At 60.8% G+C, this 19,639-nt stretch carries 18 protein-coding genes; 5 read left to right on the plus strand and 13 right to left on the minus strand.

Annotated elements, in window-relative coordinates:
* Nucleotides 1-52 precede the first annotated feature (52 nt).
* A complete protein-coding gene (locus JTY93_RS26855) occupies nucleotides 53-433 on the minus strand; it encodes a COG4315 family predicted lipoprotein (protein WP_205476799.1) in 381 nt (126 codons plus the stop codon).
* 152 nt (nucleotides 434-585) lie between these two features.
* On the opposite strand from JTY93_RS26855, the gene phoB reads away from it, so the two are divergent.
* From phoB to JTY93_RS26870, 3 genes are all read left to right on the plus strand, one after another.
* The gene (phoB, locus tag JTY93_RS26860) at nucleotides 586-1,275 is read left to right on the plus strand and encodes a phosphate regulon transcriptional regulator PhoB (RefSeq protein WP_003176964.1); all 690 of its coding nucleotides are present in this window, start codon (nucleotides 586-588) and stop codon (nucleotides 1,273-1,275) included.
* An 81-nt stretch (nucleotides 1,276-1,356) separates the two neighbouring features.
* Nucleotides 1,357-2,643 carry a phosphate regulon sensor histidine kinase PhoR gene (gene phoR / locus JTY93_RS26865; protein ID WP_240344308.1) on the plus strand — a complete coding sequence of 429 codons (1,287 nt, stop codon included), beginning with the start codon at nucleotides 1,357-1,359 and terminating at the stop codon, nucleotides 2,641-2,643.
* Nucleotides 2,644-2,916: 273 nt separating this feature from the next.
* Entirely contained in the window at nucleotides 2,917-4,257 is a 1,341-nt protein-coding gene (locus JTY93_RS26870; protein ID WP_029289929.1) for a hemolysin family protein, read from the plus strand.
* Between the two features lie 117 nt (nucleotides 4,258-4,374).
* Here the strand turns inward: JTY93_RS26870 and JTY93_RS26875 are convergent, their stop codons facing one another.
* From JTY93_RS26875 to JTY93_RS26910, 8 genes are all read right to left on the minus strand, one after another.
* The gene (locus JTY93_RS26875; protein WP_169990942.1) at nucleotides 4,375-5,055 is read right to left on the minus strand and encodes a M23 family metallopeptidase; all 681 of its coding nucleotides are present in this window, start codon (nucleotides 5,053-5,055) and stop codon (nucleotides 4,375-4,377) included.
* A 120-nt stretch (nucleotides 5,056-5,175) separates the two neighbouring features.
* Nucleotides 5,176-6,075: a response regulator gene (locus JTY93_RS26880; RefSeq protein ID WP_070996696.1), complete on the minus strand. Its 900-nt coding sequence runs from the start codon at nucleotides 6,073-6,075 to the stop codon at nucleotides 5,176-5,178.
* A 168-nt stretch (nucleotides 6,076-6,243) separates the two neighbouring features.
* Nucleotides 6,244-7,005, minus strand: coding sequence for a phosphate signaling complex protein PhoU (phoU, locus tag JTY93_RS26885; RefSeq protein WP_057961181.1), 762 nt, complete (start codon nucleotides 7,003-7,005; stop codon nucleotides 6,244-6,246).
* Nucleotides 7,006-7,075: 70 nt separating this feature from the next.
* Nucleotides 7,076-7,909 (minus strand): phosphate ABC transporter ATP-binding protein PstB, encoded by an 834-nt coding sequence (gene pstB, locus JTY93_RS26890; protein WP_029289934.1) that lies wholly within the window; start codon nucleotides 7,907-7,909, stop codon nucleotides 7,076-7,078.
* 204 nt (nucleotides 7,910-8,113) lie between these two features.
* A complete protein-coding gene (gene pstA / locus JTY93_RS26895; RefSeq protein ID WP_169990940.1) occupies nucleotides 8,114-9,784 on the minus strand; it encodes a phosphate ABC transporter permease PstA in 1,671 nt (556 codons plus the stop codon).
* Between the two features lie 15 nt (nucleotides 9,785-9,799).
* Complete coding sequence (locus tag JTY93_RS26900; RefSeq protein WP_205478184.1) at nucleotides 9,800-11,833, minus strand: ABC transporter permease subunit; 2,034 nt, start codon at nucleotides 11,831-11,833, stop codon at nucleotides 9,800-9,802.
* A 485-nt stretch (nucleotides 11,834-12,318) separates the two neighbouring features.
* Entirely contained in the window at nucleotides 12,319-13,302 is a 984-nt protein-coding gene (locus tag JTY93_RS26905) for a phosphate ABC transporter substrate-binding protein PstS (RefSeq protein WP_029289939.1), read from the minus strand.
* Between the two features lie 271 nt (nucleotides 13,303-13,573).
* Entirely contained in the window at nucleotides 13,574-14,854 is a 1,281-nt protein-coding gene (locus JTY93_RS26910; protein ID WP_169991578.1) for an MFS transporter, read from the minus strand.
* A gap of 563 nt (nucleotides 14,855-15,417) precedes the next feature.
* On the opposite strand from JTY93_RS26910, the gene JTY93_RS26915 reads away from it, so the two are divergent.
* On the plus strand, nucleotides 15,418-15,822 hold the full coding sequence (locus tag JTY93_RS26915) for an acyl-CoA thioesterase (RefSeq protein ID WP_003176975.1): 405 nt from the start codon (nucleotides 15,418-15,420) through the stop codon (nucleotides 15,820-15,822).
* Between the two features lie 56 nt (nucleotides 15,823-15,878).
* A complete protein-coding gene (locus JTY93_RS26920; protein ID WP_205478183.1) occupies nucleotides 15,879-16,766 on the plus strand; it encodes a D-hexose-6-phosphate mutarotase in 888 nt (295 codons plus the stop codon).
* A 54-nt stretch (nucleotides 16,767-16,820) separates the two neighbouring features.
* Here the strand turns inward: JTY93_RS26920 and JTY93_RS26925 are convergent, their stop codons facing one another.
* The 4 genes from JTY93_RS26925 to purE form a co-directional block, all read right to left on the minus strand.
* On the minus strand, nucleotides 16,821-17,357 hold the full coding sequence (locus JTY93_RS26925) for a DUF3299 domain-containing protein (protein WP_169990934.1): 537 nt from the start codon (nucleotides 17,355-17,357) through the stop codon (nucleotides 16,821-16,823).
* Nucleotides 17,358-17,435: 78 nt separating this feature from the next.
* Nucleotides 17,436-17,681 (minus strand): GlsB/YeaQ/YmgE family stress response membrane protein, encoded by a 246-nt coding sequence (locus tag JTY93_RS26930; protein WP_029289950.1) that lies wholly within the window; start codon nucleotides 17,679-17,681, stop codon nucleotides 17,436-17,438.
* Nucleotides 17,682-17,781: 100 nt separating this feature from the next.
* Nucleotides 17,782-18,867 (minus strand): 5-(carboxyamino)imidazole ribonucleotide synthase, encoded by a 1,086-nt coding sequence (locus JTY93_RS26935; RefSeq protein WP_057444228.1) that lies wholly within the window; start codon nucleotides 18,865-18,867, stop codon nucleotides 17,782-17,784.
* A 12-nt stretch (nucleotides 18,868-18,879) separates the two neighbouring features.
* Entirely contained in the window at nucleotides 18,880-19,371 is a 492-nt protein-coding gene (gene purE, locus JTY93_RS26940; protein WP_029289954.1) for a 5-(carboxyamino)imidazole ribonucleotide mutase, read from the minus strand.
* Between the last annotated feature and the right edge of the window lie 268 nt (nucleotides 19,372-19,639).

Below are 19,639 nucleotides of genomic sequence, written 5' to 3' on the forward strand. Positions count from 1 at the left end.
CCCGCTTGCCACAGCAGCCCCTCGCAAGGAGCCCGCATGTCACAGTAATGGCTTAGGGTTTGGCGATCTTCCAGGCGCCATCCATTTTGCCGTCACCGGTCGCGTCGCCGGCCTTCTTGTCGGCAATGAAGGTATACAACGGCTTGCCGTCATAGGCCCACTGGCTGGTGTTGTCGTCACGGGTGATGACGGTCCACTTGCCCATTGGCTTATCGGTGGACTCGGCCTTCAACGGTGGCCAGTTGGTAGCGCACTTGTCATTGCAGGCAGACTTGCCATCAGCATCCTTGGCGAAGGTATAGAGCGCCATCCCCTTGTGATCCACCAACATCCCGTCTTTAGTCATGGCTGGATCCGCCGCAACAGCCAGTGTCGGCAGCGTCAACGCCGCCGTGACCAGCAGGGCTTTCCAGGAAAAAATACGTTGATTCATCAGAACCTTCCTTTTGCGGTTGTCAGGATTCGGACTCAAAGCGTAGTTCAGGACTCGGCCGATTGCGCAGGCCAGTAAAATACTGTCACACGACTGCAATAATTCCGTTATCTAATGCGGCGCAAGACAGTTAAATGACAAGAGGACTTAGCATGGTTGGCAGGAGCATTCTGATCGTTGACGACGAAGCGCCCATTCGCGAAATGATCGCCGTTGCGTTGGAAATGGCCGGCTATGACTGCTTGGAGGCGGAGAACTCCCAGCAGGCCCACGCCATTATCGTCGACCGCAAACCGGACCTGATCCTGCTGGACTGGATGCTGCCCGGCACCTCCGGCATCGAGTTGGCCCGGCGTCTCAAGCGCGATGAGCTGACCGGCGATATCCCGATCATCATGCTCACCGCCAAGGGCGAAGAGGACAACAAGATCCAGGGCCTGGAAGTGGGCGCCGATGACTACATCACCAAGCCATTTTCCCCACGGGAGTTGGTCGCACGTCTGAAGGCCGTACTGCGCCGCGCCGGGCCGACCGATGGCGAGGCACCGATTGAAGTCGGCGGCCTGCTGCTGGACCCCATCAGCCACCGCGTGACCATCGACGGCAAGCCGGCCGAGATGGGCCCGACTGAATACCGCCTGTTGCAGTTCTTCATGACCCACCAGGAACGCGCCTACACCCGCGGCCAACTGCTGGACCAGGTGTGGGGCGGCAACGTGTATGTCGAGGAGCGCACCGTGGACGTGCATATCCGCCGCCTGCGCAAAGCCTTGGGCGATGCCTACGAGAATCTGGTACAAACCGTGCGCGGTACCGGTTATCGGTTTTCCACCAAAGGCTGAGCCAGCCCTAACCAGACTTAACAGCCGACAAGGACGCATGTTCAAGTGAATCAAAACTGGCATGGCACCCTGATCCGCCACATGCTCCTGCTGGTCACCGGCTGCCTGTTGGTCGGCCTGATCAGCGGCTACTACGGCTGGAGCCTGGCCATCGGCCTGGGCCTCTATCTGGGCTGGACCCTCAAGCAATTGCTGCGCCTGCACGAGTGGCTGCGCCAGCACACGCCCGATGAAGCGCCACCCGACGGCTATGGCCTGTGGGGCGAGGTGTTCGACAGCATCTACCACCTGCAACGCCGCGACCAACGGGTACGCGGCCGCCTGCAAGCAGTGATCGACCGCGTCCAGGAGTCGACCGCCGCGCTCAAGGACGCGGTGATCATGCTCGACAGCGACGGCAACCTGGAATGGTGGAACCGCGCCGCCGAAACCCTGCTGGGCCTGAAGACGCCCCAGGACAGCGGCCAACCGGTGACCAACTTGGTGCGCCATCCGCGTTTCAAGGAGTACTTCGAGCAGGACAATTTCGAAGAGGCCCTGGAAATCCCGTCGCCCACCAACGACCGGGTGCGCATCCAGTTGTACCTCACGCGCTACGGCAACAACGAGCATTTGATGCTGGTGCGCGACGTCACCCGCATCCATCAGTTGGAGCAGATGCGCAAGGATTTCGTCGCCAACGTCTCCCACGAATTGCGTACGCCCCTGACAGTGATCTGCGGCTACCTGGAGACGCTGCTGGACAACGTCGAAGAGGTCAACCCGCGCTGGAGCCGTGCCTTGCAGCAAATGCAGCAACAAGGCTCACGCATGCAGACCCTGCTCAACGACCTGTTACTGCTGGCCAAGCTGGAAGCCACCGACTACCCCTCGGACAACCATCCCGTGGCCGTACAGAGCCTGCTGCAGACCATCAAGAACGATGCCCAGGCGCTGTCCGGCGAACGCGGCCAGCACATCACCCTGGAAGCCGATCCGTCGGTGCTGCTCAAGGGCAGCGAGGGCGAGTTGCGCAGTGCTTTTTCCAACCTGGTGTTCAACGCAGTGAAGTACACCCAGGACAAAGGCACGATCCGCATCCGTTGGTGGGCCGATCACCAGGGTGCGCACCTGAGCGTGCAGGATTCGGGGATTGGTATCGACAGCAAGCACTTGCCACGCCTGACCGAGCGTTTCTACCGCGTCGACTCCAGCCGCAACTCCAACACCGGCGGTACTGGGTTGGGCCTGGCGATCGTCAAGCATGTGCTGTTGCGCCATCGGGCCCGCCTGGAAATCAGCAGCGTACTGGGCCATGGCAGCACCTTTACCTGCCACTTTGCGCCGACCCAGGTCAGCCGCTCGCAGGCAATCGCGGCGGAGGAATAATCTGACGTTATCCCCATTCCCTGTAGGAGCTACTGTCAGAACCTGACGAACTCCCCTGTGGCAAGCCCGCTCGCCACAACAGCCCTATCTGCTTGGTTTTATCGCAGGCAAGCCCGCTCCTACATAAGCCCCATGCAGCATGCATTCACGGCCCCACCCGGCAGGCGCCACTAGGCAAGCGCCCCGTCAGCCGCTACATTGCGTGACTTGTGCCCGCCCTTGAGGCACAGCCATCACCCTTTTTTGAATACACGGAACCCGCAAAACCCCATCATGGACCCTTCCCCTGGTATCACCCTCGCGACACTCTTCGCCGACTTCGGCATGATTCTTTTTGCACTGATCCTGGTACTGCTCAACGGTTTCTTCGTTGCGGCGGAATTTGCCATGGTCAAACTGCGCTCCACTCGGGTCGAGGCCATCGCCCACACCAACGGCTGGCGCGGGCAGATTCTGCGCACCGTACACAGCCAGCTCGACGCCTATCTGTCGGCTTGCCAGCTGGGTATCACCCTCGCCTCCCTGGGCCTGGGCTGGGTCGGCGAGCCGGCTTTTGCGCACATCCTGGAGCCGTTGCTGGGGGCCATGGGCGTCGAGTCGCCTGAAGTCATCAAGGGCGTGTCGTTCTTCGCCGCCTTCTTCGTGATTTCGTACCTGCACATCGTGGTCGGTGAGCTGGCGCCCAAATCCTGGGCCATTCGCAAGCCCGAGTTGCTGTCGCTGTGGACCGCAGTGCCGCTGTACCTGTTCTACTGGGCGATGTACCCGGCCATCTACCTGCTCAACGCCAGCGCCAACGCGATCCTGCGCATCGCCGGCCAGGGCGAGCCCGGGCCCCATCACGAGCACCATTACAGCCGCGAAGAGCTCAAGCTGATCCTGCACTCCAGCCGTGGCCAGGACCCGAGCGACCAAGGCATGCGCGTGTTGGCCTCGGCCGTGGAAATGGGCGAACTGGAAGTGGTGGACTGGGCCAACTCCCGGGAAGACCTGGTGACCCTGGACTTCAACGCGCCGCTCAAGGAAATCCTCGCGCTGTTCCGCCGCCACAAATTCAGCCGCTACCCGGTGTACGACCCCGTGCGGGGTGAGTTTGTCGGCCTGCTGCACATCAAGGATCTACTGCTGGAACTGGCGGCCCTGGATCATATTCCCGAGTCGTTCAACCTGGCCGAGCTGACCCGCCCATTGGAGCGCGTGTCGCGGCACATGCCGCTGTCGCAGTTGCTGGAGCAGTTTCGCAAAGGCGGCGCCCACTTTGCCCTGGTTGAAGAAGCCGACGGCAATATCATCGGCTACCTGACCATGGAAGACGTGCTGGAAGTACTGGTGGGCGATATCCAGGACGAACACCGCAAGGCCGAGCGCGGCATCCTCGCCTACCAGCCGGGCAAGCTGCTGGTACGTGGTGACACACCATTGTTCAAGATTGAGCGCCTGCTGGGCATCGACCTGGACCACATCGAGGCCGAAACCCTCGCCGGCTTGATCTACGACACCCTGAACCGGGTGCCGGAAGAGGAAGAAGTGCTGGAGGTGGAGGGCCTGCGGATCATCATCAAGAAGATGAAAGGCCCGAAAATCGTGCTGGCCAAGGTGCTGATGCTCGACTAGGGCACACCCCCTGTAGGAGCGAGCTTGCTCGCGAAGGGCGTTAACGATAACGCTGGGATCCTGACATCCGGCAGCGCCCTCAGGTTTTTCGCGAGCAAGCTCGCTCCTACAAAAGCCTTACCGCGTGCCCAACGCAAAGTTGGGCAACGCCTGTACCGGCTGCGTGAACTCATACGGGATCGACACCCACCCCGCCCCCGTATCGCGCTGCACCACAAAATGCAGGTGTGGCCCGCTGCTGTTGCCGGTATTGCCCGACAGCGCCAGCGGGCTGCCCACCGCCACCCGCTGCCCATCCCTGACGCTGACCGACCCTTGCTTGAGGTGCAGATACACGCCCTGAGTGCCGTCATCGTGCAATACACGCACGAAGTTGCCCGAGGGATCACTGCCCCGCCCCGATTGGCTGTTCTCTGTCTTCACTACCACCCCGCCCCGCGCTGCGATGATCGGCGTGCCTTCGGGCATGGCGATGTCCATGGCGTAGCGGCTCTTCACATCGGAGTGACTGAACGTCCCTCCAGGGCCTTGGGTCAGGCGGAAGGGCCCGCCGCGCCAGGGCAACGGGTAGCGCTGCAACTGCGCTGGCCGAAGATTACGCAGCGGCTGGGGATCAAGCACCTGGCGCTTGACCGGCACGGCACGGCGCTCCTGGAACACAAACGCCTGGGCGCCTGGGGTCTTCTGGTCACTGAAGAACACCACGCCACGGGCATCGGTGGAACGATAGAGGGTCATGGCCAGGGTCGATGACGCGACTGCACACAGCCCACAAAACAGCAAAAAACGCACAAGCATCGGATAAACCTGCCAGGTATGACTGACCGGCAGGCTAGCAAGGGTTCATGACAATGTTGTGTGGACCGGCTCCCCTGTAGGAGCCGGCTTGCCAGCTCCTACAGGGGTCAGGGGGTTGGTTCAGGCACCCGGCACAAAATGCTTCTGCGCTGTGCCTCGGGCGATCAGCCGGGAGATGTAGTCGAGTTTCTGCGCGTCCTGGTCGATAAAGCGGAAGGTCAGTTGCAACCAGTCGCTGTCGGGACGCGGCTCGTAGGCGACGATGGCATGCAGGTAGCCATTGAGGCGGGCGGTTTCGGCGTTCTCGCCTTGTTCAAGGTCGAGTACCGCGCTTTCCAGCACTTGGGGCAGGACGTCGCCACGGCGCACGACCAGCAACGCCTCCTTGATGCTCAGCCCCTTGATCACGCATTGCTGGGTACCACTGGACAGGCGCAACTGGCCCTGGCCACGACCGCTGGCCGCCGACGGCGCGGCGGCAGCCTGCACGGGCGGGCTGTTGAGCAGGCCTTTGCTCGGCGCGGCCACCGGAGCGGGCTTGACCGCTTCGGGCTTGCCACCGGTCAGGGCGCTGAGGGAGTCGTTGCCAAAAGCCGAGTTCATCTTGGTCGGTGCGCTGGCCAGCAAAGCATCGAGGCGCCCGATCTTGTTCAGGGCCTGCTTGACCTTGTTCAGCAACTGCTCGTTGGTGAACGGCTTGCTGACGTAGCCGGAGACGCCGGCCTGGATGGCCTGGACCACGTTTTCCTTGTCGCCACGGCTAGTGACCATGACAAACGGCATGGACTTGAGCTGCGGCTGCTCGCGGCACCAGGTCAACAATTCCAGGCCCGACATTTCCGGCATTTCCCAGTCGCACAACACCATGTCGAAGGTTTCGCGCATCAGGATGGCCTGGGCCTTTTTGCCGTTTACCGCATCTTCAATCTTGATACCGGGGAAGTAGTTACGCAGGCACTTCTTCACCAGGTCGCGAATAAACGAGGCGTCATCCACCACCAATACACTGACTTTACTCATCGACCCTTCATCCTCTCAAAACCCCGGCAAGCAAAACGCTTAACTGATGGCATTTTGCCAAAAACTCGTCAGTCACGCCGGGACTTTATGGCTGCCCGCAGCGCAAAACTCATACGCCACAAACGCAAACGCCCGACCAGAGGCCAGGCGTTTATTTCTCGGGCAATCTTACTTATCGTCAGATTCTGCCGGAACATTAGGGATTTGATCGGCCGTGCCTTCAACTTCGGCTTTCATGCGCTTGAGGCCCATGTGCCGCACGTCGGTGCCGCGTACCAGATAAATGACCAATTCCGAGATATTGCGCGCGTGGTCGCCGATCCGTTCCAGGGAGCGCAGCACCCAGATGATGCTCAACACCCGCGAGATAGAGCGCGGGTCTTCCATCATGTAGGTCGCCAGTTCACGCAGGGCGGTCTTGTACTCGCGGTCGATGATCTTGTCGTACTGGGCCACCGACAACGCCAGGTCGGCGTCGAAACGGGCAAAGGCATCCAGCGCATCGCGGACCATGTTGCGCACCTGGTCGCCGATGTGGCGCACTTCGACGTAACCGCGCGGCGCTTCGCCTTCTTCGCACAACTGGATGGCGCGACGGGCGATTTTGGTGGCTTCGTCGCCGATACGCTCCAAATCGATCACCGACTTGGAAATGCTGATGATCAAACGCAGGTCGGACGCCGCCGGCTGGCGACGGGCGAGGATGCGCAGGCATTCCTCGTCGATGTTGCGCTCCATCTGGTTGATCTGGTCGTCGATCTCGCGCACTTGCTGGGCAAGGCCCGAGTCGGCCTCGATCAGCGCGGTCACCGCATCGTTGACTTGCTTCTCCACCAGCCCGCCCATGGCCAGGAGGTGGCTGCGCACTTCCTCAAGCTCGGCGTTGAACTGCGCGGAGATGTGGTGGGTAAGGCCTTCTTTGCTAATCATGTTGGCGTCCTTGGAGCGTCCGGTAAGGTGCGGAGAACCGCAGCGTCAGTGCAATCAGAACCACAGCTTCCTAGCCGTAGCGACCGGTGATGTAGTCTTCGGTCTGCTTCTTCGCCGGATTAGTGAACAGGGTATCGGTATCGCCGAATTCCACCAGCTTGCCCATGTACATGAACGCGGTGTAGTCGGAAACCCGCGCCGCCTGTTGCATGTTGTGGGTCACGATGACGATGGTGAACTTGGACTTGAGCTCGTAGATCAGCTCTTCGACTTTCAGCGTCGAGATCGGGTCGAGTGCCGAGCATGGTTCGTCGAGCAGCAGCACTTCCGGCTCCACGGCGATGGTACGGGCAATCACCAGACGCTGCTGCTGACCGCCGGACAGGCCGAGGGCCGATTCGTGCAGGCGGTCCTTGACCTCGTCCCACAGCGCCGCGCCTTTAAGGGCCCACTCGACCGCTTCGTCGAGGATGCGCTTTTTGTTGATGCCCTGGATGCGCAGGCCGTAGACCACGTTTTCGTAGATGGTCTTGGGGAAAGGGTTGGGCTTCTGGAACACCATGCCCACCCGACGACGCAGCTCGGCCACATCTTCGCCCTTGCGGTAGATGTTGCTGCCGTAGAGGTTGATCGCGCCTTCCACACGGCAACCGTCCACCAGGTCGTTCATGCGGTTGAAGGTGCGCAGCAGCGTGGACTTGCCGCAGCCCGACGGGCCGATAAAGGCGGTCACGCGCTGCTTGGGGATGTTCATGCTGACGTCGAACAGTGCCTGCTTCTCACCGTAATACAGGCTCAGGCCCGGGACTTCGATGGCCACGGTTTCTTCGGCCAGGCTCAGGCTCTGCTTGTCGCGACCCAGGGCTGACATGTTGATGCCGTGGGAATGGGTTTCATGTTGCATGGGATGCTCCCTGTGCTACCAATTCGTTTCGTTGAACCGCGGCTTCATAGTCGGCCTTGCGGTTTACCTCAAATCTGTTTCCAACTCGGTTCCCTGTGGGAGCGGGCTTGCTCGCGAAAGCGTCAGGTCAGTCAACCTATCTGTTACTGAGACACCGCATTCGCGAGCAAGCCCGCTCCCACACTGGGTCCGCGTTCATTTCAATTAGCTATCCAGCGCCTTGTACTTCTCGCGCAGGTGGTTACGAATCCATACCGCCGACAGGTTCAGCGTGGCGATCACCAGCACCAGCAGGAACGCGGTGGCGTACACCAGCGGACGTGCCGCCTCGACGTTGGGGCTCTGGAAGCCGACGTCGTAGATATGGAAGCCCAAGTGCATGATCTTCTGGTCCAGGTGCAGGTACGGGTAGTTGCCGTCCAGCGGCAGCGACGGCGCCAGCTTCACCACACCCACCAACATCAGCGGCGCCACTTCACCGGCGGCACGGGCCACGGCGAGGATCATGCCGGTCATCATCGCCGGGCTGGCCATGGGCAGGACGATTTTCCACAGCGTTTCCGCCTTGGTCGCGCCCAGTGCCAGGGAGCCTTCGCGCACAGTACGCGGGATGCGTGCCAGGCCTTCTTCGGTGGCCACGATCACCACCGGCACCGCCAGCAGCGCCAGGGTCAGCGAGGCCCACAACAGGCCCGGCGTACCGAAGGTCGGTGCCGGTAGGGCTTCGGGGAAGAACAACCGGTCCACCGAACCACCCAGCACGTAGACGAAGAAACCCAGGCCGAACACGCCGTAGACAATCGCCGGGACACCCGCCAGGTTGTTCACCGCGATACGGATGATGCGGGTCAAGGTGTTCTGCTTGGCGTATTCACGCAGGTAGACCGCCGCCAGTACGCCGAACGGGGTCACGATCATCGCCATGATCAGGGTCATCATCACGGTGCCGAAGATCGCCGGGAAAATCCCGCCTTCGGTGTTGGCTTCCCGTGGGTCATCGCTGAGGAATTCCCAGACCTTGCTGAAATAGAACCCTATCTTGGTCAGGGTGCCCATGGCGTTCGGCTGGTAGGCGTGCACCACGTGGCCGATGTTGATTTCAAGCTCTTTGCCGTTGGCGTCGCGGGCCGTGAGGCTGTCGCGGTTGAACTGGGCGTGCAGGTCCGTCAGGCGTGCCTCGATGGCCTGGTAACGCGCATTCAGCTCGGCGCGGTCAGCATCCATGTCGGCCTGGGCGGCGGCGTCGAGCTTGCCGCTGAGCTCCAGTTTGCGACCGTGCAGACGGATACGTTCAAGACCTGCGTTGATCGCGCCAATATCGCTCTTTTCAAGGGTCTTGAGGTCGGCGGCCAGCTTGTTCACCCGCTCAACCCGCGCCTGCAGCTCTGGCCACGCAGCCTCGCCTTCGGCGACGACTTTGCCATCCTGCTTGACGTTGACCAGGGTGCCGTAGAAGTTGCCCCACTCACGACGCTCGATGGCCATCAACTCCACAGGCGTAGTCTGGTCGGTCAGCCACTCGCCAACGATCCACGTGAAGTCGTTGCCGTTCAAGTCACGGTTGCCGACCTTGATCAGCTCACGAGTCATGAACTCCGGACCTTCGTCCGGCACCGGCAGGCCGGCACTTTTCAGGCGCTCGCGCGGCACTTGTTCTTTCTGTACCACTTCGCCGATGACGATGTGGTTGGCCTGGCCCGGCACGTTGTAGTTGGCCTGGATCAGGTCAGCCGGCCAGAAGTGACCCAAGCCGCGCACGGCAATCACAGCCAGCAAACCAATGGTCATGATGACCGCGATGGCCACCGCACCACCGCTGATCCAGACGCCTGGGGCGCCGCTCTTGAACCATCCATTCAGGGAGTTCTGTTTCACAGACTTCTACCTTTCTTAAAGCGACGAGTATTTCTTGCGCAGACGCTGACGGATCAGCTCGGCGAGGGTGTTCATGATGAAAGTGAACAGCAGCAGCACCAGCGCCGAGAGGAACAGCACACGGTAGTGACTGCCGCCCACTTCCGACTCGGGCATTTCCACAGCGACGTTGGCTGCGAGCGTTCGCAGGCCTTCGAACAGGTTCATTTCCATGACCGGGGTGTTGCCCGTGGCCATCAACACGATCATGGTTTCACCCACCGCACGGCCCATGCCGATCATCAGCGCCGAGAAAATCCCCGGGCTGGCAGTCAGCAATACCACGCGGGTCATGGTCTGCCATGGCGTAGCGCCCAGGGCCAGGGAACCCAGGGTCAGGCCACGCGGCACGCTGAACACGGCGTCTTCGGCGATGGAGTAGATGTTCGGGATCACCGCAAAACCCATGGCCAGGCCGACCACCAGGGCGTTGCGCTGGTCGTAAGTGATGCCAAGGTCGTGGGAAATCCACATGCGCATGTCGCCACCGAAGAACCAGGTTTCCAGGTACGGGCTCATGTACAGCGAGAGCCAGCCCACAAACAGGATCACCGGGATCAGGATCGCGCTTTCCCAACCATCCGGAACCCGCAGGCGGATCGACTCAGGCAGGCGGCTGAAGATGAAACCAGCCAGCAGGATGCCAATGGGCAACAACATCAGCAGGCTGAAAATCCCCGGCAAGTGCCCTTCGACATACGGCGCCAGGAACAGGCCGGCGAAGAAGCCGAGGATCACCGTGGGCATCGCTTCCATCAGTTCGATCACCGGCTTGACCTTGCGGCGCAGGCTCGGGGCCATGAAGTAAGCGGTATAGATAGCCGCGGCGATGGCCAGTGGGGCAGCCAGCAGCATGGCGTAGAACGCGGCCTTGAGCGTACCGAAAGTCAGTGGCGCCAGGCTCATCTTGGGTTCGAAGTCGCTGTTGGCGGCGGTCGATTGCCAGACGTATTTAGGCTCGTCGTAGTTTTCGTACCAGACCTTGCTCCACAACGCGCTCCAGGACACTTCCGGGTGCGGGTTGTCGAGCCCCAGCGGCTGCAGCTTGCCGCCGGCTTCGACGATCACACGGTTGGCCCGTGGCGACATGCCGAAGATGCCCTGGCCTTCGACCACCGGGTCGACCAGCAAGGTACGGTGCGCGGTGCTGTGGAACACCCCGAACTTGCCGGAGGCATCCAGGGCGACGAAGCCTTTGCGACGCTCTTCGGCGGTGATTTCAACGATAGGCGTGGTGCCCATCTGGAAGGTGCGGATCTGCTTGAAACGTTGCTCGCCATCCGGGTCGCGGGCCATGAACCACTGGGCCAGGCCGCCCTTGGAGCTACCGACGATCAACGAGATGCCGCCCACCAGCTGGGTGCTGGCGGTGATTTCGGCGTTGCCATCTTCCAACAATTTGTAGCGACCGTTGAGGCTGTTGTCCCGCAGGCTGAACACATCGGCCAGGGCGCGACCGTTGATCACATACAGCCATTGCTGGCGCGGATCGACGAAGATCGCTTTCACAGGCTCAGTCATTTGCGGCAGTTCGATACGCTTCTGCTCGCTGACGACTTCGCCGGTCATCATGTTTTCTTCGCGGCTCACCGACAGCACGTTCAGGTGCGAACCGGCAGAACCGGCAACAACCAGCGAGCTGTCAGTGGCATTCAGGGCCACATGCTCCAGCGGTCGACCGGCCTCGTCGAGCACCATCGGCGTTTCACCGTAGGGGTATTCGATCTCGGGCGAAATGGTCTTCTTGCCGTCCGGGTAGGTCACTTTATAGGAGTGACGGAACACCAGGGACTGGCCATTGGACAGGCCGAGGATCACCAGCGGGCTGCCGGGCTGGTCTTCACCAAGGGACACCACGCTGGCGCCGGCTGGCAGGGCCAGGTCGACACGCTTGAGTTCAGCCCCGGTATCGACACTGAAGAACAATGCCTGGCCCTTGTCGGAAACCCGCATGGCGACCTGGTTCTGTTCTTCCATCGAGATCAGCAACGGCTTGCCGGCATCCTGCATCCAGGCAGGAGTCAGGGCCTCATCCTTGGTCAGGCTGGCACCCTGGAACAGCGGCGCGACCACATAGGCCAGGAAGAAGAAAATCAGGGTGATAGCGGCGAGGACGGCAAGACCGCCGACCAGCACGTACCAACGGGTCAGGCGATCCTTGAGCGCGCGGATGCGGCGCTTGCGTTGCAGCTCAGGCGTATTGAAGTCAATGCGCTTGGGGGGAGAAGTCGTCGTCATGGTGGAATTGGCCAGATCATTCATGCGCACACCCTAGCGATCCTGTATGACAGAAAGATGACAATGCAGTGACGCAAAAAATCCGCCGCGTAGCAGCGCTAGCAGCGGACCGAAAAATTAGGGATTTCTGTAGGAGCGAGCTTGCTCGCGAAAAACGTCAAGGCACCGCGTTGATCCAGAACGGCGCGTTATCGTTAACGCCTTTCGCGAGCAAGCTCGCTCCTACAGAAAAGGCCGGTTTTGCCCGGCCCCGTAGCTTATTTGCCTTCTTTCAGACCCAGATCAGCCAGGGTCTTTTCGACCACTTTAGCTGGCAGTGGGATGTAGCCGTCTTTCACTACAACTTCCTGGCCCTGTTTGGACAGAACCAGTTTCACGAACTCGGCTTCCAGCGGGGCCAGAGGCTTGTTCGGGGCTTTGTTGATGTACACGTAGAGGAAGCGCGACAGCGGGTACTTGCCGTTCAGGGCGTTCTCTTCGGTGTCTTCGACGAACTCGCCGCCTTCTTTCTTGGCCAGGGCCACGGTTTTCACGCTGGCAGTCTTGTAGCCGATGCCCGAGTAACCGATACCGTTGAGCGAAGAGCTGATGGACTGCACGACCGAAGCCGAGCCTGGCTGTTCGTTGACGTTCGGCTTGTAGTCACCTTTGCACAGGGCTTCTTCCTTGAAGTAGCCGTAGGTGCCGGATACCGAGTTACGACCGAACAGTTGCACCGGCTTGTTGGCCAGGTCACCGGTCACACCCAGGTCGCCCCAGGTCTTGACGTCCGCCTTGGCACCGCAAAGACGCGTCGACGAGAACACGGCATCCACTTGAGCCATGGTCAGGTGCTTGATCGGGTTGTCTTTGTGTACGAATACAGCCAGGGCGTCCACGGCCACCGGGATAGCAGTCGGCTTGTAGCCGTACTTCTGCTCGAAAGCCTGCAGTTCGTTGTCCTTCATTTTGCGGCTCATCGGGCCCAGGTTAGCGGTGCCTTCGGTGAGTGCAGGCGGCGCGGTGGAAGAACCGGCGGCTTGAATCTGGATGTTGACGTTCGGGTATTCTTTTTTGTAGTTCTCGGCCCACAGAGTCATCAGGTTGGCCAGAGTATCGGAGCCGACACTGGACAGGTTGCCCGACACACCAGAGGTCTTGGTGTAGGGCTTGATCGCAGGGTCAACAGCGGCGACCGCGTTGGCAGTGGCTACGCCAGCAGCGACAAAAGTCATTGCCGCCATCAAACGCTTCAGTTTCATGCCTTACTCCTAGCAGATAGGGATAGTTGGATCGGGGCCAAGTATCGGTAGGCCGTGTGAACACTCTATGTCTGGAATATGACAGTTAGATGAAAGGCCAGTATTGGCAGGAAAAGCAGATGCGGGAGGGAAGCTGAGTAAATGCGGGGACGAAGCGAGCAATTGCGTTGATTCAGAAACACACCGTAATCGTTGCAAGCACCGGCCTGGCGGCAATGGGGTCTTGGACGCCATCGCCGGCAAGCCGGCTCCTACAGGGGACTTGCCAGGTTCAGCGCCCGCGTTTCCACAGGTATGCACCCACCAGCATCCCCATGGTGCAGATCACCGCCACGTAATACGCCGGGCCCATGGGGCTTTCTTTCATCAGCAGGGATACCACCAGCGGCGTCAGACCACCGAACACGGCGTAGGCGACGTTGTAGGAAAACGACAGGCCGCTGAAGCGCACCACCGGCGGGAACGCCTTGACCATCACGTAGGGCACTACGCCGACCACGCCGACGAACAGGCCGGTGAGGGTGTACAGCGGGAACAGCCAGTCCGGGTGGTCCAGCAGGCTGTGATACAGCGTCCATGAGGTCGCGAACAGCAACGCGCAACCGGCGATCAGTACGCGCCCGGCGCCGAAACGGTCAGCCAGTGCGCCGGAGAGGATGCAGCCCAGGCTCAGGGTGACGATCGCCAGGCTGTTGGCCTGCAACGAGACCGTCGGGCTGAAGTGATAGATAGTCTGCAGCACGGTCGGGGTCATCAGGATCACGACAACGATGCCCGCCGACAGCAGCCAGGTCAGCAGCATCGACAGCACGATGGCGCCACGGTGGTCACGCAGGACCGCGCGCAATGGCAGCTCGGCGGCCAGGGTCTTGCGCTGCTGCATCTCGGCGAAGATCGGGGTTTCGTGCAACCAGCGGCGCAGGTACACCGAAAACAGGCCGAACACACCGCCCAACAGGAACGGGATCCGCCAGGCGTAATCCGACACCTGCTCCGGGGTGTACAGCGTGTTGATCGCGGTGGCCACCAGCGAACCCAGGAGGATCCCGGCGGTCAGGCCGCTGGTCAGGGTGCCGCAGGCGTAGCCGATATGCCGTGGTGGTACGTGCTCGGACACAAACACCCACGCCCCCGGCACTTCGCCACCAATCGCTGCGCCCTGAATCACGCGCATCAGCAGCAACAGGATCGGTGCCCACAGGCCAATCTGCGCGTACGTCGGCAACAGGCCCATGATCAGGGTCGGTACGGCCATCATGAAGATGCTCAAGGTGAACATCTTCTTGCGCCCCAGCAGGTCGCCGAAGTGCGCCATGATGATCCCGCCCAGCGGACGCGCCAGGTAGCCGGCAGCAAAGATGCCGAAGGTCTGCATCAGGCGCAGCCATTCGGGCATGTCGGCAGGGAAGAACAGCTTCCCGACCACAGTGGCGAAGAACACGAAGATGATGAAGTCGTAGAACTCCAACGCGCCGCCCAGGGCGGACAGCGACAGGGTCTTGTAATCGTTGCGGTTCAGCGGTCGTGCGGGCGGCGCAATGCTTGAAGGCACTGTGGTCATGGCAAGGCTTCTCTTATTAGGTCAGATCAGGAATCCGCAACAGCGTGGGTTTGCGCCTGGCAGGTCCGGCAAGATAACAAATTGCCCGGAAAAGCACAGTCCAAACACCTGCAGTGCGGTTGGCGCCGACTCGCAAAGTCACCCCCTTGCGAGGCCCGCCTGTTCCCTCTTCGAATTATTGTCGGGGACCGAAAACTCCAGCAAATACTGGGGTGCAGGATTCAAAAGAAACAATGGTCAAACCCCTCAAGTTGCATGACTGTTTTGGCCATTTTTTTGACGCATGTAAAGCCATGTAGATAGATGTACAAAATGCAGACCCGGTGGTCGTCGTGCAGGCTATCGACCGATATACTGCCTGCCTTGCACCGGCATATCAGTGGAAGTTGCGCGAAAACGTCGTTGGCACCGGCCAGCCGATTTCGCAGAGTTTCCCTTAAGGCGCCTTTCGAAAAACGTGACGAACGTAGTATGTTCGGGGCTGAATCGTTTTTCCAAGACGGCTATTCACCGATTACATAGTCCAAGAGTCACGGGTCAGAGGCACCCCCGGCATGATCGAACTCGAACAAGAAGATCCTATCCCGCAAGGCGATCTCGCCCTGCAAATCACCGCACTCCCCCGTGAAACCAACGGTTTCGGCGATATTTTCGGCGGCTGGCTGGTAGCGCAGATGGACCTGGCCGGCACGGCAATGGCCAGCAAGGTCGCCGGCGGCCGTGTGGCTACCGTGGCGATCGATCGCATGGCTTTCCTGGTTCCAGTGGCGGTGGGCGCGCAGTTGTCCTTCTACACCCAGGCCCTGGAAATCGGCCGCAGCTCGATCCAGATGATGGTCGAAGTGTGGAGCGATGACCCGCTGTCCAGCGAATGGCGCAAAGTCACCGAGGCGGTGTTTGTGTTCGTCGCCATTGATGGCAGCGGCCGCACCCGCTCGGTTCCGTCGCGGGCGCGTTAAACCACGCGGCGGTTTGGCGGTCCATTGCCCATTGCCTGTCATTAAGAGAGCCTTGTATGCCTACGCCCCACCTTGAAACCGTGAAAATGGATGAGCTGGACTGCTGGCGCATCCGCCACAACGGCGCCGAAGTGCTGGTGGCCCAACAGGGCGCGCACGTCTTCAGTTACCAGCCGGCCGCTGCAAAACCGGTGATCTGGCCCAACGACAAGGCGGTCTTCAAGCAAGGCAAAGGCATCCGTACGGGCGTGCCGGTGTGCTGGCCGTGGTTTGGTGTGTTCGAGCGCAATCCACAAAGTGTCAAGGCGATGCGCCAGAGCGATCAGCCGGCCGGCGCCCATGGTTTTGCGCGAACGGCTAACTGGACCCTGGTCGGCGTCGAAGACAATCGGGTTGAGCTGGCACTCATTGCGCCGGCTGGCGGCTTCCCTGGCTGGCCGCATCAGGTCGATCTGAAAATGAGCCTGCTGCTCGACGACCAGTTGCATATCCACCTGACCAGCCACAACCGCGGCACCGACACTGTGACCATCAGCCAGGCGCTGCACAGCTACTTCGCCGTCAGCGACGTGCGCAAGGTGCAGGTCGAAGGCCTGGATGGGCTGGACTATATCGATACCGCCGACGGCTGGGTGACCAGGCAACAGGCTGGGCCGCTGCACTTTCGCGCCGAGACCGACCGTATCTACCTCGATACGCCTGCACAGCTGAACATTATCGATAAAGACTGGCAGCGTCAGATCCAGCTCACCAGCGAGGGGTCAAAATCGACCGTGATCTGGAACCCATGGACCGAGCGGGCCAAGGCTTTCGATGATATGGCCGACGACGGCTGGCAGGGCATGCTGTGCATCGAGACGGCCAATGTGCTGGACGATGTGGTGATGCTGGCACCGGGTGCGAGCCACACCATGGGCGTGAGCATCACCAGCCTGCCCCTGTAACCCAATCGAAATGTGGGAGCACGCCCGCTCCCACAAGGGGTTTTGTGGCGCTGGTTACAGATCCGACTCCTTCACCACCCGCACCACCCCCGCATCCAGCGCATACGCCGCATCCGCCAGGTCGTTGTTGACCGTCTCCACCTTCAACGTGCCGGTGACCCACAGCGGTGTGTAGATATCATCGAGCTTCAAGCCCTTGGGATAACGCACCAACACCAACTGGTTTGGCGGTGGCGGCGGCACGTGAATGCAGGCCCCCGGGTAAGGCACCAGGAAAAACAGGGTGCTGCGACCCTTGGCGTCGGTTTCCAATGGCACCGGGTAGCCACCCAGGCGGATGTGTTTGCCATTCATGGCGGCCACGGTCTTGGTCGAATACATCACGGCCGGCAAGCCCTTGCTCTGCTTCAAGCCACCTTTTTCGGTAAAGGTGCCCAGGGCTTCAGGGGAGTTGTGGTCGATATCCGGCATTTGTTCGAGGGCCTTCTGATCCGACTTGGGCATCAGTTCCAGCCAATCGGTTTCCGGCAGCTCAGCGGCGTGGGCCAGACTTGAACCCAGCAAAAGGACAATCAACAGGAGGCGGCGCATGAAGGGGCTCGGCAAATAAATACAGTGCCGGCATTCTAGCCCTCTGCGCCTGCGCAGCGCAGAGGGCTTGTCGCTAAATCATTTCTTTTTCAGCAGACCGTAGATCACCAGCAACACAATGGCACCGACCAACGCGCCAATGAAACCCGCGCCCTGGCCTGCCTGGTAGATACCCAGCGCCTGGCCGCCATAGGTCGCCGCCAGGGAGCCGGCGATACCCAGCAGGATGGTCATGATCCAGCCCATGCTGTCGTCGCCTGGTTTCAGGAAACGCGCCAGCAGGCCGACGATCAAACCGATAAAGATGGTCCCAATGATACCCATGGCATTTCCCTCTGAATGAAAGTTAGCTGAAGCCTAGTCAGACTTTGGCATCCTGCAATCAGAGGATGGCGGTCACCAATGGTTCCCGCCAGCCCGTGGGTTATTGCGCTGCGATCAGCGCCTGCACTTTGGCAATCTGCGCGTCGAGTGTCGCGCGGTCCTTGCAACGCAAGTTGGCGTGACCGACTTTGCGCCCGGCCTTGAAGGCCTTGCCATAGTGATGCAGATGGCAGTCATCAATCGCAATGACCTGTTCCACCGGCGGCACCACGCCAATGAAGTTGAGCATCGCGCTCTCGCCGACCTTGGCCGTGGAACCCAGTGGCAAGCCCGCTACCGCCCGCAGGTGGTTTTCGAACTGGCTGCACTCGGCGCCTTCGGTGGTCCAGTGCCCGGAGTTGTGCACGCGCGGGGCGATTTCGTTGGCCTTGAGGCCACCGTCGACTTCAAAGAACTCGAATGCCATCACGCCGACATAATCCAGTTGCTTGAGCACTCGGCTGGAATAGTCTTCGGCCAAGGCCTGCAACGGGTGATCGGTGCTGGCCACGGACAGCTTGAGGATGCCGCTGTCGTGGGTGTTGTGCACCAACGGATAGAAGCGGGTTTCGCCATCACGGGCACGTACGGCCACCAGCGAGACTTCACCGGTGAACGGCACGAAGCCTTCCAACAGGCAGGCGACGCTGCCCAGCTCGGCGAACGTACCGACCACATCGGCTTCGGTACGCAGCACTTTCTGGCCCTTGCCGTCATAACCCAGGGTGCGGGTTTTCAGCACTGCCGGCAGGCCGATGCTGGCGACGGCGGCGTCCAGGTCTGCCTGGGACTGGATATCGGCGAACGCCGGGGTCGGAATGCCCAGGTCCTTGAACATGCTCTTTTCGAACCAGCGGTCGCGGGCGATGCGCAGCGCTTCGGCGCTCGGGTACACCGGCACGAATTGCGACAGGAACGCCACGGTCTCAGCCGGCACGCTTTCGAACTCGAAGGTCACCAGGTCGACTTCATCGGCCAGTTGGCGCAAGTGGTCCGGGTCGCTGTAGTCAGCCCGCAGGTGTTCACCCAGGGCCGCCGCACAGGCGTCCGGCGCCGGATCAAGAAACGCGAAGTTCATCCCCAGCGGAGTACCCGCCAAGGCCAGCATGCGACCCAGTTGGCCGCCACCGATTACACCGATTTTCATCAATCAACAACCTCAGGCGATGCGTGGGTCTGGATTGTCCAGGACGCTGTCAGTCTGCTCGGCGCGGAATTTCTTCAGGGCCGCGTGGAACTGTGGATGCTTGGCGCCCAGAATACTGGCGGCCAGCAACGCGGCGTTGATCGCGCCAGCCTTGCCGATCGCCAGAGTCGCCACCGGAATCCCGGCAGGCATCTGCACGATGGACAGCAGCGAATCCACGCCAGAGAGCATCGACGACTGCACCGGCACGCCGAGTACCGGCAAGTGGGTCTTGGCCGCACACATGCCCGGCAGGTGGGCTGCGCCACCGGCACCGGCGATAATCACCTCGATGCCACGGGATTCTGCTTCATCGGCATACTGGAACAGCAAGTCCGGCGTGCGGTGGGCCGAAACCACCTTCACTTCAAACGCAATGCCGAGTTTTTCCAGCATATCGGCGGTGTGGCTAAGGGTGGACCAATCGGACTTGGAGCCCATGATCACGCCAACCAATGCACTCATCGTCGTGCCTCTTCTCTCTGGGCGCCCGCAGGCGCGTCAAAAAACAACAAGCCACGCGGGAAATCCGGCGTGGCTTGTTGTACGAATTAAGGCCGGTTGGACCGGCCGAAGGCCGCGCAGTATACCGTAATAACGTAGATAAACAGCCCCTTGGGTGACCATCTGTCTTACACCTCAACCAGGCGGTTTTATTGACTTCCAGGTCAGCGAAAACCCCACAAAATACTGTGGGAGCTGGCTTGCCTGCGATGGCGGAGGGTCAGTGCCT

It is taken from the genome of Pseudomonas hygromyciniae (genome assembly GCF_016925675.1).
Lineage (GTDB): Bacteria > Pseudomonadota > Gammaproteobacteria > Pseudomonadales > Pseudomonadaceae > Aquipseudomonas > Aquipseudomonas hygromyciniae.

Excerpts from the sequence above, each read along its gene's own strand:
- JTY93_RS26855 (WP_205476799.1), bottom strand. The coding sequence starts at position 433 with ATGAATCAACGTATTTTTTCCTGGAAAGCCCTGCTGGTCACGGCGGCG.
- phoB (WP_003176964.1), top strand. The coding sequence starts at position 586 with ATGGTTGGCAGGAGCATTCTGATCGTTGACGACGAAGCGCCCATTCGC.
- phoR (WP_240344308.1), top strand. The coding sequence starts at position 1,357 with ATGCTCCTGCTGGTCACCGGCTGCCTGTTGGTCGGCCTGATCAGCGGC.
- JTY93_RS26870 (WP_029289929.1), top strand. The coding sequence starts at position 2,917 with ATGGACCCTTCCCCTGGTATCACCCTCGCGACACTCTTCGCCGACTTC.
- JTY93_RS26875 (WP_169990942.1), bottom strand. The coding sequence starts at position 5,055 with ATGCTTGTGCGTTTTTTGCTGTTTTGTGGGCTGTGTGCAGTCGCGTCA.
- JTY93_RS26880 (WP_070996696.1), bottom strand. The coding sequence starts at position 6,075 with ATGAGTAAAGTCAGTGTATTGGTGGTGGATGACGCCTCGTTTATTCGC.
- phoU (WP_057961181.1), bottom strand. The coding sequence starts at position 7,005 with ATGATTAGCAAAGAAGGCCTTACCCACCACATCTCCGCGCAGTTCAAC.
- pstB (WP_029289934.1), bottom strand. The coding sequence starts at position 7,909 with ATGCAACATGAAACCCATTCCCACGGCATCAACATGTCAGCCCTGGGT.
- JTY93_RS26900 (WP_205478184.1), bottom strand. The coding sequence starts at position 11,833 with ATGCAGGATGCCGGCAAGCCGTTGCTGATCTCGATGGAAGAACAGAAC.
- JTY93_RS26905 (WP_029289939.1), bottom strand. The coding sequence starts at position 13,302 with ATGAAACTGAAGCGTTTGATGGCGGCAATGACTTTTGTCGCTGCTGGC.
- JTY93_RS26915 (WP_003176975.1), top strand. The coding sequence starts at position 15,418 with ATGATCGAACTCGAACAAGAAGATCCTATCCCGCAAGGCGATCTCGCC.
- JTY93_RS26920 (WP_205478183.1), top strand. The coding sequence starts at position 15,879 with ATGCCTACGCCCCACCTTGAAACCGTGAAAATGGATGAGCTGGACTGC.
- JTY93_RS26925 (WP_169990934.1), bottom strand. The coding sequence starts at position 17,357 with ATGCGCCGCCTCCTGTTGATTGTCCTTTTGCTGGGTTCAAGTCTGGCC.
- JTY93_RS26930 (WP_029289950.1), bottom strand. The coding sequence starts at position 17,681 with ATGGGTATCATTGGGACCATCTTTATCGGTTTGATCGTCGGCCTGCTG.
- JTY93_RS26935 (WP_057444228.1), bottom strand. The coding sequence starts at position 18,867 with ATGAAAATCGGTGTAATCGGTGGCGGCCAACTGGGTCGCATGCTGGCC.
- purE (WP_029289954.1), bottom strand. The coding sequence starts at position 19,371 with ATGAGTGCATTGGTTGGCGTGATCATGGGCTCCAAGTCCGATTGGTCC.